At 66.5% G+C, this 15538-nt stretch carries 16 protein-coding genes and 1 tRNA gene; 5 read left to right on the top strand and 12 right to left on the bottom strand.

All coding sequences use genetic code 11. From position 1 onward, the window contains the following. Positions 1-319: 319 nt before the first annotated feature. The 5 genes from G6035_RS09065 to G6035_RS09045 form a co-directional block, all read right to left on the bottom strand. Positions 320-1618 carry a Dyp-type peroxidase gene (locus G6035_RS09065; protein WP_218063055.1) on the bottom strand — a complete coding sequence of 433 codons (1299 nt, stop codon included), beginning with the start codon at positions 1616-1618 and terminating at the stop codon, positions 320-322. Continuing rightward, positions 1611-2381, bottom strand: a complete 771-nt coding sequence (locus G6035_RS09060; protein ID WP_176616759.1) for an EfeM/EfeO family lipoprotein — start codon at positions 2379-2381, stop codon at positions 1611-1613. The genes G6035_RS09065 and G6035_RS09060 overlap by 8 nt, the downstream gene beginning before the upstream one ends. A 98-nt stretch (positions 2382-2479) precedes the next feature. Beyond that, complete coding sequence (locus G6035_RS09055) at positions 2480-3466, bottom strand: hypothetical protein (protein WP_176616758.1); 987 nt, start codon at positions 3464-3466, stop codon at positions 2480-2482. Positions 3467-3555: 89 nt separating this feature from the next. Next, complete coding sequence (locus G6035_RS09050) at positions 3556-5136, bottom strand: helicase HerA-like domain-containing protein (protein ID WP_176616757.1); 1581 nt, start codon at positions 5134-5136, stop codon at positions 3556-3558. An 83-nt stretch (positions 5137-5219) separates the two neighbouring features. Continuing rightward, positions 5220-6146 (bottom strand): AEC family transporter, encoded by a 927-nt coding sequence (locus G6035_RS09045; protein WP_176616756.1) that lies wholly within the window; start codon positions 6144-6146, stop codon positions 5220-5222. A gap of 96 nt (positions 6147-6242) precedes the next feature. Between G6035_RS09045 and G6035_RS09040 the strand changes: the two genes are divergently transcribed. Continuing rightward, complete coding sequence (locus tag G6035_RS09040; RefSeq protein ID WP_176616755.1) at positions 6243-7109, top strand: NAD(P)-dependent oxidoreductase; 867 nt, start codon at positions 6243-6245, stop codon at positions 7107-7109. 122 nt (positions 7110-7231) lie between these two features. Here the strand turns inward: G6035_RS09040 and panD are convergent, their stop codons facing one another. Both panD and G6035_RS09030 read right to left on the bottom strand, forming a co-directional pair. Continuing rightward, a complete protein-coding gene (gene panD / locus G6035_RS09035) occupies positions 7232-7642 on the bottom strand; it encodes an aspartate 1-decarboxylase (protein ID WP_176616754.1) in 411 nt (136 codons plus the stop codon). 57 nt (positions 7643-7699) lie between these two features. Then, positions 7700-8575, bottom strand: a complete 876-nt coding sequence (locus G6035_RS09030; protein ID WP_176616753.1) for a LysR substrate-binding domain-containing protein — start codon at positions 8573-8575, stop codon at positions 7700-7702. 130 nt (positions 8576-8705) lie between these two features. Between G6035_RS09030 and G6035_RS09025 the strand changes: the two genes are divergently transcribed. Together G6035_RS09025 and G6035_RS09020 are read left to right on the top strand one after the other, a co-directional pair. Further along, positions 8706-10055, top strand: coding sequence for an MFS transporter (locus G6035_RS09025; RefSeq protein ID WP_256127857.1), 1350 nt, complete (start codon positions 8706-8708; stop codon positions 10053-10055). Positions 10056-10152: 97 nt separating this feature from the next. After that, positions 10153-11199 (top strand): acyl-CoA desaturase, encoded by a 1047-nt coding sequence (locus G6035_RS09020; protein ID WP_176616751.1) that lies wholly within the window; start codon positions 10153-10155, stop codon positions 11197-11199. A gap of 163 nt (positions 11200-11362) precedes the next feature. Here G6035_RS09020 and G6035_RS09015 read toward each other — a convergent pair whose 3' ends face one another. Then, positions 11363-11884, bottom strand: coding sequence for a very short patch repair endonuclease (locus G6035_RS09015; protein WP_176616750.1), 522 nt, complete (start codon positions 11882-11884; stop codon positions 11363-11365). A 152-nt stretch (positions 11885-12036) separates the two neighbouring features. Between G6035_RS09015 and G6035_RS09010 the strand changes: the two genes are divergently transcribed. Further along, a complete protein-coding gene (locus tag G6035_RS09010; RefSeq protein ID WP_176616749.1) occupies positions 12037-12162 on the top strand; it encodes a ribbon-helix-helix protein, CopG family in 126 nt (41 codons plus the stop codon). 31 nt (positions 12163-12193) lie between these two features. Then, positions 12194-12631, top strand: coding sequence for a VOC family protein (locus tag G6035_RS09005; RefSeq protein WP_176616748.1), 438 nt, complete (start codon positions 12194-12196; stop codon positions 12629-12631). A gap of 7 nt (positions 12632-12638) precedes the next feature. On the opposite strand, the gene G6035_RS09000 is transcribed toward G6035_RS09005, so the two are convergent. From G6035_RS09000 to G6035_RS08990, 4 genes are all read right to left on the bottom strand, one after another. Further along, on the bottom strand, positions 12639-13817 hold the full coding sequence (locus G6035_RS09000; RefSeq protein WP_176616747.1) for a N(5)-(carboxyethyl)ornithine synthase: 1179 nt from the start codon (positions 13815-13817) through the stop codon (positions 12639-12641). Continuing rightward, positions 13814-13948 carry a hypothetical protein gene (locus G6035_RS20075; RefSeq protein ID WP_256127856.1) on the bottom strand — a complete coding sequence of 45 codons (135 nt, stop codon included), beginning with the start codon at positions 13946-13948 and terminating at the stop codon, positions 13814-13816. Before G6035_RS20075 ends, G6035_RS09000 begins: the two co-directional genes overlap by 4 nt. A 175-nt stretch (positions 13949-14123) precedes the next feature. After that, a tRNA-Gly gene (locus tag G6035_RS08995) sits at positions 14124-14194 on the bottom strand. A 152-nt stretch (positions 14195-14346) separates the two neighbouring features. Continuing rightward, positions 14347-15537 (bottom strand): cation:proton antiporter, encoded by a 1191-nt coding sequence (locus tag G6035_RS08990; protein WP_176616746.1) that lies wholly within the window; start codon positions 15535-15537, stop codon positions 14347-14349. Position 15538 lies beyond the last annotated feature (1 nt).

Below are 15538 nucleotides of genomic sequence, written 5' to 3'. Positions count from 1 at the left end.
TGGCCCGCCCTGTGGAGGAAACAACGCCGGTGCAGGCCTGCAAAACGCCCGGCACCACGGCCTCGGTGGGCCACTACGGGCTCGGCCACCGGGCCCCACCGCGTCTCGACGACCGTGACTCGACGGGCTCGGCCACCGGGCCCCGACGCGTCTCGACGACCGTGACTCGACGGGCTCGGCCACCGGGCCCCGACGCGTCTCGACGACCGTGTCTCGACGGGCTCGGCCACCGGGCCCCGACGCGTCTCGACGACCGTGTCTCGACGGGCTCGACCACCGGGCCTCGACGGGCCCCGACCACCGGGCCCCGGTCGCCGGTTTAATTAAACAAGCCCTCGCCGAGGAAGCCGTCAGCCGCCTGGACCCCAGGCAGCCCAATGAAATAGCCTCCGCCAAATGGCTCGATGTAGTCGGTCATGGGCTCATCCACCAGCCGAAGTTGCGTCGCCTCGAACTGGGACTGGATGTTCCGCTGGAAGCTGGTGAAGATCAACCCGGCCTGCAGGTTGCCGTTGAGGTCCACTCCGAGGTCGTAGTTGTAGCCGCGGCGCAGCAGCCGTGAGGCGTCGGTGGACTTGGTGCGCGGGTTGGCCAGGCGGATGTGGGCGTCCAGCGGAATGTTCTGCCCTTCGGGATCGTTTGCGTAGTCCGGCGTGTCAGTCTCATGCACGGCACCCAGCGGCGCCCCGCTGGCCCGGTGCCGGCCGATCATGCCATCCTGTTCTCCCAGCCCCACCCGGTCCCAGAACTCCACGAGCATCCGAATCAGCCGCACCACGATGAACGTGCCGCCCACGGCCCAGTCCGGCTGGCCGGATTCCGGCGTGATCCAGACCAGATGGTCGTCCTGGCGGGGGTTGACGATCCCGTCCTTGTAGCCAAACAGGTTCCGCGGATTCCCGGCGGGACGTGGTGCGGAGTGGAAGCCGTTGATCTTCCAGGACAGTGCCAGAAGGCCGCGGGTGGCCTTGGTGATCTCACGGAGCGCGTAGTGGATCATGTCCGCGGAATCTGCGCACAGCTGCAGCAGCAGGTCCCCGCCCGTCCACGTCGGGTCTGGGGTGTCGTTCGGGAAGACCCGCATGCCGGTGAGGCCCTTTGGTTTCTTGCCCGCCAGGCCGTAGTCGAGGTTGTCGAAGAGGCTCGCGCCCAGTCCGACCGTCATGGTAAAGGAGTCCGGCGGCACGTCCTCGCCCAGAACCCCGGAGTTCGACGGCGGCCCGCCGGCTATGGCGGGCAGGTCCTCGGCCGGGACAGGTTCGGACGCCTGCACGCCCTTGGCAAGTCGGGCGCCTTGGCTGGTGAGCACCTGCAGGAGCGTCTTCAGCTCCGCCTGGTCGGCAGCCAGCACCCGGAACGCCGCAAAGCAGGCCTGGCGCTGCTGGGTGGCAGGGCGGTACACGCCCGCCTGGTTCGTTCCGTGAAAGGGGACGGCAGGCGCGGAGGGGGAGTCCGGCGTCGTGATCCGTGTTGGGTGGATGGCGGCGTTGGCAGCTGTGGCGGCCAGGGCCGTGGCGGCGGCGCCGGTGCCCGCCCCGATCAGGAAAGAGCGGCGTCCCGGGCGTGCGGTTGGCGTTTCAGATGCGGAATTGTGCATGACGGGCTCCGGGTCAGTCATCAGTGGAGAACAGGGCGGGGACATAGGCGAGGGACTCGAGGGCGGCGCCCAGGGAGGCGGTAACGGGTTGGCGCGCGGCCAGGGGGAGTGCCTTCCACGCCGGCCATTCGCGGCCCGTCTTGGTACGCTCCAGCGCAGTGCCCAGTTTGTCGAGGGAAGCGGAAACCCGCGTCGCGTATCCGTGCGCCAGGTTGTCAATGAGGGTGCCCAGGAGGGCCAGCACCACGCGGGTGCCGTCGAGGTCCGCAGCCGTCAGGGCCAAGGCCATGCTGCTGCCTTGGTCGTTGTTGCCGGACAGGTTGTCCCGCAAGGAGTCTTCGAGGATTTCGTGGCAGCGCAGCGGCATGTCCGAGCCGGCCAGCTCAAGCGTCGGCAGCCGGCCCAGCAGCTCGGCAACGTCGGCGTGCAGCCTGGCCGCGACTGGTGCCAGCTCGCCGGGCCCCTGTCCGTGGAACAGCCCGTATTCCAGCCGGTGCAGGCCCGTGAAGCCGGGATCCGCAGCGCCCTTGGGGAGCCCGGCCGGGAGCCCGTTGATTGCGACGCCGTGGTCGCCGAAGCTGCCGTAGGCCGCGCCTACGCGCTGCCAGGTCAGCTGCGCCTCCAGCCACTGGCTGCGGGCGGCATCGAGGTCGTTGTTGCCGACCGATGCCTTGACGGACAGCACCTGGCCTGCGAGCGTGGCGAGCTTCCCTGCGACGTAGCTGCGGTAGGCTGTGACGGCCGCTGCCATGTTTGGGGCAGGGGCAGGGAGGGAATCGGTCATGGGGATCCTTGGCGTGACGCGGAAGTAAGGCAGGGCTTACTTAGGATACCCCAATAAGGGCATTGTTCTGTTCTCTAATTACGTACCGGATGCCGGAGTTAGTAGCTGACCACCGGTGTCACACCCACCGTATTGCCCGCGATCGAGAGTTTGGCCGTGAAGCCAAAGTCCTCGGCATGCATGAAGGGTGCCACGGCCCCGGTGAAAAGGTCCTGTTCCTGGTACTGCACCTGTGCCCGGACCGTCAGCGGTGCCATGATCCACTTGCCGCCATAGGGGGTGATGGACACCTGGGGATAGTCCACGATGCTCCACTTGACCGCCGAAACGACGCGGTTGTTGGTGGCCGCGCTCATCGGGCAGTTGGCGGGCATAAGCACTGTCTGCTTGGCACACGCGTCGAGGTACTTGTGAATGGTGGAGCCGACCTGGGACAGCAGCTCGCCCGTGGGCCCGGTGGCCAGTGTGACGGCGGGAACGGACACCAGCGGGTCCGTCACGCTGCGCTGGACGGCGGGGGCGGCAAAAAGCGGCGACTTGTAGTCGGCAGAGTAGCTGCCGGGGTAAAACACCGCGAAGGAATTCTTGCCGTTGGGCATGTTGACATCGACGCCGTTGACGGACGCCTGGTTGGCATTGACCACGGACACGTCAAGGACGGGCAGCGTGGTGGGGACGATGCTCCAGGTGTCAAAGAACAGCCAGCGCTTGGGGCCCTGCGCCAGCTTGAAGTCGCTGGACAGTGCCTGGCCGCCAATCGTGTAGCTGACGGTCACCTTTTGGCTGTGGTCCGGGCCGGCGACGGGATCGCCAACCTTGACGTCCTTCAAATCCTGCTGCGACCTGGCCAGGCCAGGGCCGTCCAGGACGGCGGCGTTGGCCGAGGGGACCCTGCCATGCAGGAGGCCCAGCGCCTTGGCGCCGTTGCCGGCGCGAAGCGCATCCAGGTAGTTTTCCACTGTCCGCGCAGGCCCGAAGGAATTGGTGTTCACCACCGTGATGGTGATGATGGCCGCAGCGATGGCCAGCATCAGTATCAGCAGCCACGTAGCGGCAACCTTGATGAGTGGGGCCCCGTTCTTCACGCCGTCCACTGTACCGTCTGGGGCAGGGGGCAGTGGAATCCGCCCCAGGGCGGGGACGGCATTGTGACCTGTGGGCGGGGCCGGACCGATTACCGCCTCCGGCGCGGTGCCGTGCCAAACATGTCGCGCATCAGGCTGCGGCCCAGCTGCGATCCCATGGAGCGGATCATGCTTTTCACGCCGGTTCCCAGCACGCCGCCCAAGGCGCCCATGACCTCGGCGCCCACGCCGCCGCCGTCGTTCTTGGGGGCGGGGAGATTGGTGGGCGGGGGAGGGGGCGCCGGGGTGCCCACGGCGGGGCCGGTTGCGGGGGCCGCGGCCTGGGATTCGAGCTTCTCGTAGGCGGACACCGGGTCCTCGGCAGTGCCGTAGGTGGGAAGCAGGGCCGAGGCGGCTACCACTGCCTTGACGGCGGCGTCGGTGCTGGGCCCCATGACGGAGCCGGGTGCGCGCATGCGGGTCAGTGCCACGGGGGTGGGGGCGCCGTTTTCATTCATGACGGTGACCACGGCCTCGCCAATGCCGGCCGAGGTGAGGACTTCTTCGAGGTCGTAGCTGCTGACCGGGAAGGTGGACACGGTGGCCTTGAGTGCCTTCGCGTCGTCGGGGGTGAAGGCGCGCAGGGCGTGCTGGACGCGGTTGGCCAGCTGGGCGAGGACCTCGCCGGGGACGTCCTTGGGGGTCTGCGTGACGAAGAAGATGCCCACGCCCTTGGAGCGGATCAGCCGCACCGTCTGGGTGATGGCATTCAGGAAGGCCTTGCTGGCGCCGTTGAAGAGCAGGTGCGCCTCGTCGAAGAAGAACACCAGCTTGGGCTTGTCGGCGTCGCCCACCTCGGGCAGCTCGCGGAACAGGTCCGCCAGCAGCCACATCAGGAAGGTGGAGAACAGCAGCGGCTTGTCCTGCACGCTGGGCAGTTCCAGGCAGGTGATGACGCCGCGGCCGTCGGGGGCCGTGCGCAGCAGCTCGGCGGTGTCGAACTCCGGCATGCCAAAGAAATCGCTCATGCCCTGCGCGTCGAGGGTGATGAGGTTGCGCAGGATGACGCCGGCCGTCGCCTTGGACAGCCCGCCCAGCTCCTCCAGGTCCGCCTTGCCCTCGTCCGAGGTGAGGAACTGGATGACGGCGCGCAGGTCCTTGAGGTCGTACAGTTCCAGGCTTTTGGTGTCCGCGTAGTGGAACACCAGCTGGAGGCTTGATTCCTGCGTTTCATTCAGGCCCAGGACGCGCGAAAGCAACACCGGGCCGAAACTGGTGATGGTGGCCCGCACCGGCACGCCGTTGCCGGCGCCGCCCAGTGCCAGAAACTCCACCGGGAACGCCTTCGATTCCCACTGCTGGCCGATGGCCTGCGTGCGCGCGGTCAGTTTGCCGCTGCCCTCCGCCGCCGTGGCCAGGCCCGTGAGGTCGCCCTTGATGTCAGCCATGAATACGGGGACGCCGGCTGTGGAAAGCTGCTCGGCAATCATGTGGAGCGTCACGGTCTTGCCCGTGCCCGTGGCGCCGGCCACCAGGCCGTGGCGGTTCATCATGGTCAGCGGCAGGCTGATTTGGGCTTCGGGGTGGACCTGCCCGTCCACGAGCGCTGCGCCCAGGGCAATGGACGAACCGCTGAAGGTGTAGCCGGCCTTGAAGGTTGCGACGGTCTCTGCAGGTGAGTTGGTAGCCATGGCAAAAGCGTACCCTGCGTCACATTTTTGGTGCGGCAAGGGCGCCGCAGGGCTTTGCCGTGGCCCCCGCGCCGTGGCGCGCGTCAACCGAACAGCAGCGCCACCGCGAACATCGCCGGGATGGCCAGCACGGTGGTCAGCAGCACGGTGTCCTTCGCCACGATGAGCCCCACCAGGTAGCGTTGGGCCGCCACGTACACATTTTGGGCCGAGGGCAGGGACGCGGCCACCACGACGGCGAACAACGCCGCCCCGTCCATGCCCAGGACCAGATGACCCAGCAGGAAGGCCACCGCGGGGTGCAGCACCAGCTTGAAGCCGGTGGCCAACAAGGTGTCGGTCCGCCGTCCGTCAACTGCCGCAAGCGGCTTGCCGCTGCCCAGCGACATCCCAAAGGCAATGAGGATGGCGGGGATCGCGGCACCGCCGATGAGGTGGACGGGCTCGGCCACCAGCGACGGCAGCCGCCAGCCGGTCGCGGCCAGGACCAGCCCCACCACGGTGCCCAGGATCATGGGGTTGCGGAAGATCTGCAAAAAGACGCGCCCCGGTGTGGCCCGGTGCCCGCTCGTGGTGGCGTCGAGCAGCAGTAAATAGCAGGGTGTGTAAAACGCCAGCTGGAAAATCAGCACGGGCGCGATGAGCGCCGCGTCGCCCAGCACGTAGGCGGCAATGGGGATGCCCAGGTTGGCGGCGTTGACAATCGAGGAAGACATGGCCCCGACCAGTGCCTCGCTCAGGCTCCGTTTGAACCAAAACCGGGAAACCAGCAGGAACAGCAGGCCGGTGAACACGGCGCTCGCGGCAGCCACGAGCAGCGGTTCGGAAAACACCTGTTTCAGGTCCGCCTTGGCGAGGGTCTCCAGCAGCAGCGCCGGGCTTGCCACGAAGAATGAGAGCCGGCTGAGCACCTGCGCGGCGTTGTCGCCCAGCACGTTCCGGCGGCCCACGAACCAGCCCACCAGGATGATGAGCCACACCACCGAGAAACCCTCGACGACGGCTAGCACGGCTGCAACGGTCGGGAGGTCGGGGCGGCGGGCACCCCCTAAGCTTAATCGGGGAACACCCTTTCACCGTGCATTGCCCAGCCACCAGGAGTCAGCATGAGCGTCCTTCCCGTCAAGACCGTCGCCGTCACCGGTGCCCATGGCAAGGCCGGCCGCGCCGCGGTGGCCGAGTTCCTGGCCCATGGGTACCAGGTCCTGGCCTGTGACCTGGCCGGGCCCGTTGGCCGCAACTCGGACCTGGGCACTCCCACCATGCGCGTGGACCTGACCGACTACGGGCAGGCGCTGCAGGCGCTCACCGGGGCGGACGCCGTGGTCCATCTGGCCAACATCCCGGAGCCGGGCATGTTCCCGCCCGCCGAGACCCTCAACCGCAACACGGCGATGAACCACAATGTGTTCCTGGCCGCGCAGGCGCTGGGGCTGGCCCGCGTGGTGTGGGCGTCGAGCGAGACCACGCTGGGCCTGCCCTTCGCGGGCGACGGCGGGACCTTGCGCTATGCGCCCGTCGACGAGGCCCATTTCCCCCACCCTTCCTCGACGTATGCTCTTTCGAAGGTGCTGGGCGAGGCGGCCGCGGCCCAGTTTGCCGCCTGGTCGGGGATCCCGTTTGTGGGCCTGCGGCTGACCAACATCTTCAGCGCGGACGAATATGCGCAGGTCCCGGGGTTCTGGGCCGATCCCCTCTCGCGGGCCTGGAACCTGTGGGGTTATGTGGACGCCCGGGACGTCGGCGCCGCCTGCCGCAACGCCGTCGAAGCCGCGAGCACGGGGAGCGAAAACCTGATCATTGCGGCGGCGGACACGGTCATGGACCGACCGTCGGCGGAGCTGCTGGATGAGTTTTTCCCGGGGCTGGAGCGGCGCCGCGACGTCTCGGGGCATGAGACGCTGCTCGCGATCGACGCGGCACGCAGGGTCATCGGCTATGCGCCAGCGCATTCCTGGCGGGACAACCAGTGATTGGGCACCGCGTCCGGTGATTGGGCAAGGTGTCAGGTGATTGAGCAGGCGCCCGGTGATTGAGCTTGTCGAAATCCAGGTCTCGACAGGCCCGACCACCGGACAGGCCCGGCCGGCGAAAACTAGAGGGCCAGGGCGGGGCGCAGCAGGCCTTCGGTGACGGCCTCGGCCGGGTCGGTGCCCAGCTTCACGATCTTGTTTTGCGCATCCACGTGGACGACGGTGGGCACATAGTCGCGGGCCTCGGCGTCGGACATTTGGGCGTAGGTGATCATAATTACCAGATCGCCCACATTGACCAGGTGTGCGGCGGCACCGTTGATGCCGATCACGCCCGAGCCGCGCTCGCCGGCAATGGTGTACGTTTCCAGGCGGGCACCGTTGGTGATGTCGACAATGGAGACCAGCTCGCCGGGCAAAATGTCCGCGGCGTCCAGCAGATCTTGGTCAACCGTGACGGAGCCGACGTAGTGCAGGTCGGCGTGGGTCACCGTGGCGCGGTGGATCTTGGACTTAAACATGGTTCGGTTCATAACCCCACCAGTCTACCGCGACGACGGATGGCCGATTTGTGAGTTCGCTTACGGCGGCTACCGCCGGCTCAGCGGGGTGAGCTTGCGGCCCATGATGGCCTGCGTCAACGCGTCCACCACCTCGGTGTTGGCGAGCGGGTTGCGGATCAGGGTGAAGTCCACGTCGCCCACGGGCGGCAGCTCGAAGCGCCGGGTGATGACCTTAAGGTCGTCGGGGACCAGCGACGTCGGCATGACGGCGATGCCGATCCCGGCGCGCAGGGCAGCCAGCACCCCGCTGATCTGCTTCGTGGAGCAGGTGATGCGCCAGGTGCGCCCGGCCTGCTCCAGGGCATCCAGTGCCAGTTTGCGGCTCAGGCTCGGCGCCGGGTACACGATGACGGGGACCGGCGCGCCGGGCTCAAGGACTGTCTGTTCCAGCCCCACCCAGGCAAAGGTGTCCTGCTTGACCACTTCCCCTTCCTGGGCACCGGACACCCACTTGACGAACACCAGGTCCAGCGCCCCGGCCTTTAGCCGCCGGTGCAGCTGGTCGCTTTGGCTGACCGTCAGTTCCAGGTTGATCTGCGGATAGAGCTGGCGGAATTCGCGCAGGATGCGGGGCAGGCCCGTGATGGCCAGATCGTCCGCCGTGCCAAAGCGCAGCCGTCCGCGCATGGCGGCGCCGGAAAAGTAGCGCGTGGCGGCGTCGTTCGCGGCCAGGATGGTGCGCGCAAAGCCGGCCATGGCGTCGCCGTTGTCCGTCAGGCGCACATCCCGGGTGTCCCGGGCCACCAGCACCCGCCCGGCGGCCTGCTCCAGCTTGCGCACGTGCTGGCTGACGGTGGGCTGGCTGATGCCGAGCCGTTCGGCGGCGCGGGTGAAGTTGCGGGTTTCGGCGACGGCGAGGAAACTCTTGAGCTGCACAGGGTCAAAGGTGGGTGTGTCATGCATGCGCCGGTCCGCCTTACTATTACGTTCCCTAATGCTACTTATAGCCACCATACTCTTTTGGCATGAACTGGTGCTGCCTAGGCTTAAAGGGAAGCAAAAACACACCCCTTCGAGCCGATGGACCTTCGCCTTGACGCCCCCTCCAGCAACACAGCATCCTGCCCTGACCGCGCCCATCAACGTCGTCACCACGCGTCCGCCGTGGAGCCAGACGTTTTCTTCGCTCAAGATCCGCAACTACCGCATCTTTGCCTCAGCCAACCTGCTCGCCGTCATCGCCGTGTGGATGCAGCGTGTGGCCCAGGACTGGCTGGTCCTGGAGCTGTCCGGCTCCGTCACGGCAGTGGGCATCACGGTCTTCATGCAGTTCATCCCGTCCCTGGTGCTCATGCCGCTGGGCGGAATCCTGGCCGACAGGTGCTCCAAGCGCCTGATCCTCATGCTTAGCCAGGGCTCGGCCGGCCTCCTGGCCGCCATCATGGCTGCCCTGGCCCTGACAGGGCACCTGCAGGTGTGGCACATTTACGTCATTGCCTTTGTGCTGGGACTGGTGGTGGTGGCCGACCAGCCGGCCCGCCAGGTCTTCGTCAACGAACTCGTCGGGCCGCGGCAGCTGCGCAACGCCATCAGCCTGAACTCCTCCATTTTTCAGATGGGCGGCATGATCGGCCCTGCCATCAGCGGGATCCTCATCACCGCCGTGGGTGGGGGCTGGGCCTTCGCAGCCAACGCCCTGGCCTGCAGCATCACCGTCACCTCGCTCCTGTTCATCCGCCCGGGCGAGCTGGTCAAATCCGCCCCGGTCAAGCGGTCCAAGGGCCAGCTCAGGGAAGGCGTCCGCTATGCCCTGGCCAAGCCCACCATTTTCTGGCCGGCGGTCATGGCGGCGTTCTTCGCGGTCTTCGGCCTCAGCCTGGCCGTGCTCATGGCGGCCTACGCCAACAAGGTGTTCGACGCCGGTGCCGGCGGCTACGGACTGCTCAACACGCTCGTGGCGCTCGGGGCACTGGGCGGCGCGCTGGCTTCCACCCGCATCGCCACCTTGCGGCTGCGGACCGTCATGACGGCCGCCGGCGCCTACGGCGTGGTGCTCATGGTGGCCTCACTGTCGCCGAACATGGTCACCTTTGGGGCGGTGATGGTGGTGGCCGGATTTGCCTCGCTGATGTTCCTGACCAACTCCAACCAGCTGGTGCAGATGTCTACGAACGTCCTGGTCCGCGGCCGCGTCATGAGCCTGTACATCATGGTGCTCATTGGCGGGCAGGCGCTGGGCGGCCCGCTGATGGGCTGGCTGGCGGAAAACCTCGGCGTGCAATGGGCCATGCTCATTGCCGGCGGCGTGCCGGCCCTGGCGGCCGCCGGCATTGGCCTGGTCCTGGCGCGGCGTGGACAGCTGATGCTCAGGGTCAACCTCCGCAGCCTCAGGCAGCCGGTGTTCATCGTGCCCAAAACGGCCATCACGCCGAAAAGTGCGTAGGCGACTTTCCCAGCCGGCCGACCTACCATGGAAGAAGCGCTAGTTCGCGTTTTCATTGCCGGCTTGAACGGTCGACCCTGACCCTGCCGGTGACACCATGCCCACATCTTCAAACCGAGTTGTCGAAAGCTACTCAACCCTGCTGCGAACGGTGCGGGCCGCGGGACTCATGCGCCGCCGTCGTATGTTCTACCTGACGGTGTTCGCCGTACTGCTGCTGGCCCTGGGGGCGGCCGGCACCGGATTCGTCCTGCTGGGCCAGACCTGGTACCAGCTGCTGATCGCGGCGGGGCTGGGCATCCTGTTCACCCAGTTCGCGTTCCTGGCCCATGAGGCCGCGCACCACCAGATCTTTGCCTCCGGGCGCATGAACGACTGGTCCGCCCGGATTTTGGGACCGCTTTTGGTGGGCATGAGCTATGCGATGTGGGTCAGGAAGCATACGGCCCACCACCAAAACCCCAACACGAAGGGCAAGGATCCGGACATCCACACCGGCGTGATGGTGTTCCACGAGGAGGGCGCGGCCACCAAACACGGCGTGGCCGCGGTGTTTACGCGGCACCAGGGCACTCTGCTGTTCCCCATCATCTTGTTCCTGGGCTACAGCCTGGTGCTGGACTCGTTCAAGACCCTGCTGGGCCGCCGCGGTGTGCGCTACCGCTATGTGGAGATCGGCCTGCTGGTGCTGCGCTTCGGGGCCCTGCTCACGGCGCTGTTGCTCGTGTTGCCGTGGGGCATGGCGCTGGCGTTCGTTGGCGTACAGATGGCAGTGTTCGGTTTCTACATGGGGGCGTCGTTCGCGCCAAACCACAAGGGCATGCCGATTCTGGAATCCGGCAGCCGCGTGGACTTTCTGAGCCGGCAAGTGCTGACCAGCCGGAACATTCGCGGAGGATTCTTCATGGACACGCTGCTGGGCGGGCTGAACCGCCAGGTGGAGCACCACCTGTTCCCGGACATGGCCCGCCCCGAGTTGCGGCGCAGCACTGAACTGGTCCGCGCGACGTGTGAAAGAAACGGCATCGAACTGACCGAAACCTCGCTGGTGGAGTCCTACGCCATCGTGGTGGCCTACCTTAACCGGGTGGGCCTCACTGCAGTAGATCCGTTTGAATGCCCGCTGCTGCGCCAGTTCCGGTGACCGCCACATCGTCGGGCAGCGGTGCCTGCCGGAGGGGCTGATGGGGCCAGAACCCCGATGGTGTCCATGGTTTGCGTGTGGCGGGCAGCCTGCCCGGCTGCCCAGTCTCGTCCGGAACCATTTCCACCTTTGACATCCCCAATGAAATCACCTTTTTCGTTGACTAAATAGGTCGATTCCCTTGAGCATAGGGCGGACGCATCCTGGGGGCCAGGGGTACATGGTTATTGACACCTTGGCTGGTGCTGTTCCCAGTGCCGGTGCCGGACTGCCGCGGCGGTCCCAGAAAGGCGCCCAGCGCGGCGGACACCGCATCGAGGGACTTCAGCTCGCATTCCCACACAGTGAAAGCCTCCCAGCCCAGCTCGTGGAGGAGTGCCAGAGCCCGCGCGTCCCGCTCCACGGTGCGGCTGCGCTTGGCCTCCCAAAATTCGGGATTGGTTTGCGGCTTGTGCGTGCCGTTCGGGCAGGAGTGCGAGTGCCAAAAGCAACCGTTGACAAAGATGGCCTTGTGGCGGGCACCAAACACGATGTCCGGCCTGCCGGGCAGCCCCGCCGCGTGGAGCCGGTAGCGGTAGCCCTGCGCAAACAGCAGGCGGCGGACCGTCATTTCCGGCTTGGTGTCCTTGCCCTTGATGTTCGCCATGACCTTGTGGCGCTGGTCGCGCGTCAACGAGTCAACCATGGCGTCCATGCTACGCGCGGCCACTGCACCGATGCCGGGACTAGAAAATCTGGCCATGGCCAACGGCTGCATGGAGTGGTAAACATTGTTTACACGCGTCGCAGGACAACGCAGCTTGGATCAGAACCCGTCCTCATCCGAAAGTGGGAACCATGCCGTCCACGCCGAGACAACCGCAGGAAGTGGTCTCCGTGCGGCTCCCGCCGGAACTGCATGCGCGGCTGGATTCCTTGGTGGAGCGCACGCGGCGCTCCCGCGGCACCCCGTCCGCGGATTGACGCCACAGCCACACACTCGAAGAAGGCAACCATGGAACAAGTCAGCGTGCGCTATATAGTGCACGACGTCGATGCCGCCATAGGCTTTTACGTCCACTCCCTGGGGTTCACCGAGGTGATGCACCCCGCCCCGGGGTTTGCCATGCTCACCCGCGGCGCCCTGCGGCTGCTGCTCAGCGCGCCGGGCGCGCTGGACGCCAAGGGGGCCCCGGGCGGCGGCGGCCGGGCCATGGCGGACGGCACCATGCCGGCCCCCGGGGGCTGGAACAGATTTTCCCTCCAAGTGCGGGACCTCACTGCGGAGGTGGCCCGGCTGCGGGCCGCCGGGGTGCGCTTCCGCAGCGAGGTGATGCCGGGGATTGGCGTGGTCCAGGTGGTGGTGGAAGACCCCTCCGGCAACCCGGTGGAACTGTTTGAACCGCTCCTGCCGGAAGCAGCGCACCACGTCATCCAAAACGGGGACGTGTAGGCGCCGATTAACAGGCGCCGGGCTGTACTCCGGCCAAGGGAAGGTACGGATAACTGTCCTGGCGCTTCTGGAATTGCAGGATGGCAGGGTTTTTGACCACGCCACCCTGAATTTCAATGGCGCGCCGGATGGTCTCGCTTTCCTGCCATGCGGAGGGGCCGGCCAAAACGGGCTCAATGAACGGCAGCAGGGCCTCACTGATCTCCCACGTGGATGAATTCCACAAGTAAGAGGGGGAGTGGTCCACCGCGTAGTAATTGACGTTGACACCCACGGTAAACATGGGGTCGGCAAAGCTGGTGTTGCGGGCCCAGCTGAACCCCATGCCCTCGTCGCAGGACACATCCACAATCAGGCTGCCCGGGCGGAAACCGGCCAGGTCTGCCTCCACCAGGTACGTCATGGGCGCATTGGGGTCCTGCAGCGTGCAGTTGACTACGATGTCCGCCTCGGCGAGGAACGCGGCCAGGGGTGCGTCGCCGTCGTCGAGCATCACGAATCCGGTGTGCGGCGGGTCCGGGGCAAAGTCGAACTGCACCATCTCGGCGGAGTGGATGGGGGAGGCGACGGCGGCCACGCTGCGGCTGGTCAGCACCTGCACATCGTGGATGCCCAGTGCATTCAACGCTGTCACGGCGCCGCGGGCGGTGGCGCCAAAACCGATCACCACTGCCTTGAGCCGGCGCCCATAATCTCCCGTGGAGCCGATGAGCGAGAGCGAATGCAGGACGGAGGAATAACCGGCCAGTTCATTGTTCTTGTGGAAAACATGCAGGCCCAGGCCACCGTCGGGCGCCCAGTGGTTCATGACTTCAAAGGCGATCAGTGTCAGCTTCTTATCAATTGCCAGTTGCGTGATGGCCCGGTCCTGGACGCAGTGCGGCCATCCCCAGAGCACCTGGCCATCCTTGAGCTCCGCCAGGTCGGAGGCCTGCGGCTTGGGCAAAAGGACCACGTCAGCCCCCGCGATCACCTCTTCGCGCGGCGCCACGGAGCCCACCAGGGCGGCGAGTGCTGGGTCCGGAACCCCGAACTGGGCGCCATAACCTTCCTCGACCACCATGCTCGCGAGAACGTCCGGCTCAATGCGGGAAAAATGTTCGGGGTGGATGGGTGCGCGGCGTTCATCCGGCTTGCGCGACGCCCCCAGAACGCCGAGCCGCAGCCCGGTTCCTGCGGCGCTCATTTCTTCTTTGCGGCAGTGGGCTTGTCTGCGATCCCGGCACCTGCTTCGCCTGCCCTCTTGTCGGCACGCTTTTCCTTGATTGACTTGCTGGACTTTTTTGATGCGGTTTGCCGTGGTGATTTGTCGCCCATGTCAGCTCCCTGAAGTTGGGACCGAAGATGGTCCCGTAGCCCTGACCCTACACGCACCCGCCGGGACCCGGCCGCCTCGGGCAGAGAGCGGCGAACAAGTGTACAGCCCAAGGAAGGCAGCTCCACATAAAAGCAGTGCCCCTGTTCTGAGCAACAGGGGCACTGGTCGGAGGGGAGCGGGCGACGGGAATCGAACCCGCGTATCGAGCTTGGGAAGCTAGCGCTCTACCATTGAGCTACGCCCGCACAAAAGCATTCCCCGCCGTGAACCGAGGTCCCTGCGGGGTGCTTCGATGAAAAGTCTAGCGGATGTTTGCACCGCCTCAGGACACCGCCACACGGTGCGGCCGGGCACCAGCGCGGCTGGAGGGTATCCGGCCCGGGCCGTCCCGGCCGGCTTACATGATGACTTCAGGTTCCCGGCCGGGGGACTTGCCCTGGAACAGGCGCATGAGCGGTTCCACATACCGGGCCGCCACGGGGCCAAATACGGCCATGATCAACACGTAGGTGGTGGCAAGGGCGGCAAGTTCCTTCGGCACGGCGCCGGAGGCCACGGCCAGCCCGGCAATGACAATGGAGAACTCGCCGCGGGCAATGAGCGCGGCGCCGGCGCGGGCCCGGCCCAGGAGGGCGATGCCCTGGCGGCGGGCCGCCCACCAGCCCGTGACCACCTTGGTTGCGGCGGAGGCCACGGCCAGGAGCAGCGCGACGCCGAGCACCGGCGGGATGCTGCGGGGATCCGTGTTCAGGCCGAACAGCACAAAGAACATGGCGGCGAACAGGTCACGCAGGGGTTCCAGCACGCGGGTTGCGTTCTCCGCCGTGCCCCCGGAAATGGCGATCCCCAGCAGGAACGCGCCCACGGCGGCTGAAACCTGCAGGGCGGAGGCCACACCGGCCACGAGCAGCGCGGCACCCAACAGCTTCAACAGGAACGACTCCCGGTCGGGGCTTTCGAGCATGTTGGAGACAATGTGCCCGTACCGCAGGGCGCCCAGCAGGACCACCGTGATGACGGCAAGGGAAATTCCGAGGGCGGTCAGCCCGCCCAGGAGCGACACCCCGGCCAGGACCGCTGTCAGGATGGGCAGGTAGGCGGCCATGGCCAGGTCCTCGATGACCAGGATGGCCAGGACCACGGGGGTTTCCCGGTTGCCGAGCCGGCCCAGGTCACCCAACACCTTGGCGATGATGCCCGAGGACGAGCTGTAGGTGATGCCGGCCATGACCAGGGCGCCCACCGGCCCCCAGCCAAGCAAAAACGCCACGGCCACGCCTGGTGCCATGTTCAGCAGCAGGTCCAGCAGGCCCGCCATCCAGGATTGTCGCAGGCCCGTGACGAGCTCGCGCGCCGCATATTCCAGCCCCAACATGAGCAGGAGCAGGATGACACCAATCTCACTGCCGATGTGGGCAAAGTCGTTGATGCTGCCAAAGTCGACGAGACCGCCATGGCCGAACGCCAGCCCGCCCAGCAGGTACAGAGGCACGGGGGACATGCCAATCCGGCCGGCAAGCCTCCCCAAAAAGCCCAGCGCAAAAAATACGATGCCGAGCTGGATGAGGGAGAGGGTGATTGGATCCAAT

The organism is Arthrobacter sp. SDTb3-6, assembly GCF_013376095.1.
Taxonomy (GTDB): domain Bacteria; phylum Actinomycetota; class Actinomycetes; order Actinomycetales; family Micrococcaceae; genus Specibacter.
Note: the sequence above shows the minus strand (reverse complement) of the source record. Positions and strands in the feature narration are given on the sequence as shown.

Bases quoted from the DNA above. Each gene is read 5' to 3' on its own strand.
- G6035_RS09060 (WP_176616759.1), bottom strand. From the start codon at position 2,381: ATGACCGATTCCCTCCCTGCCCCTGCCCCAAACATGGCAGCGGCCGTC.
- G6035_RS09030 (WP_176616753.1), bottom strand. From the start codon at position 8,575: ATGCATGACACACCCACCTTTGACCCTGTGCAGCTCAAGAGTTTCCTC.
- G6035_RS09005 (WP_176616748.1), top strand. From the start codon at position 12,194: ATGGAACAAGTCAGCGTGCGCTATATAGTGCACGACGTCGATGCCGCC.
- G6035_RS20075 (WP_256127856.1), bottom strand. From the start codon at position 13,948: ATGGGCGACAAATCACCACGGCAAACCGCATCAAAAAAGTCCAGCAAG.
- G6035_RS09010 (WP_176616749.1), top strand. From the start codon at position 12,037: ATGCCGTCCACGCCGAGACAACCGCAGGAAGTGGTCTCCGTGCGGCTC.
- G6035_RS09065 (WP_218063055.1), bottom strand. From the start codon at position 1,618: ATGACTGACCCGGAGCCCGTCATGCACAATTCCGCATCTGAAACGCCA.
- G6035_RS09020 (WP_176616751.1), top strand. From the start codon at position 10,153: ATGCCCACATCTTCAAACCGAGTTGTCGAAAGCTACTCAACCCTGCTG.
- panD (WP_176616754.1), bottom strand. From the start codon at position 7,642: ATGAACCGAACCATGTTTAAGTCCAAGATCCACCGCGCCACGGTGACC.
- G6035_RS09000 (WP_176616747.1), bottom strand. From the start codon at position 13,817: ATGAGCGCCGCAGGAACCGGGCTGCGGCTCGGCGTTCTGGGGGCGTCG.
- G6035_RS09015 (WP_176616750.1), bottom strand. From the start codon at position 11,884: ATGGTTGACTCGTTGACGCGCGACCAGCGCCACAAGGTCATGGCGAAC.
- G6035_RS09040 (WP_176616755.1), top strand. From the start codon at position 6,243: ATGAGCGTCCTTCCCGTCAAGACCGTCGCCGTCACCGGTGCCCATGGC.
- G6035_RS09050 (WP_176616757.1), bottom strand. From the start codon at position 5,136: ATGGCTACCAACTCACCTGCAGAGACCGTCGCAACCTTCAAGGCCGGC.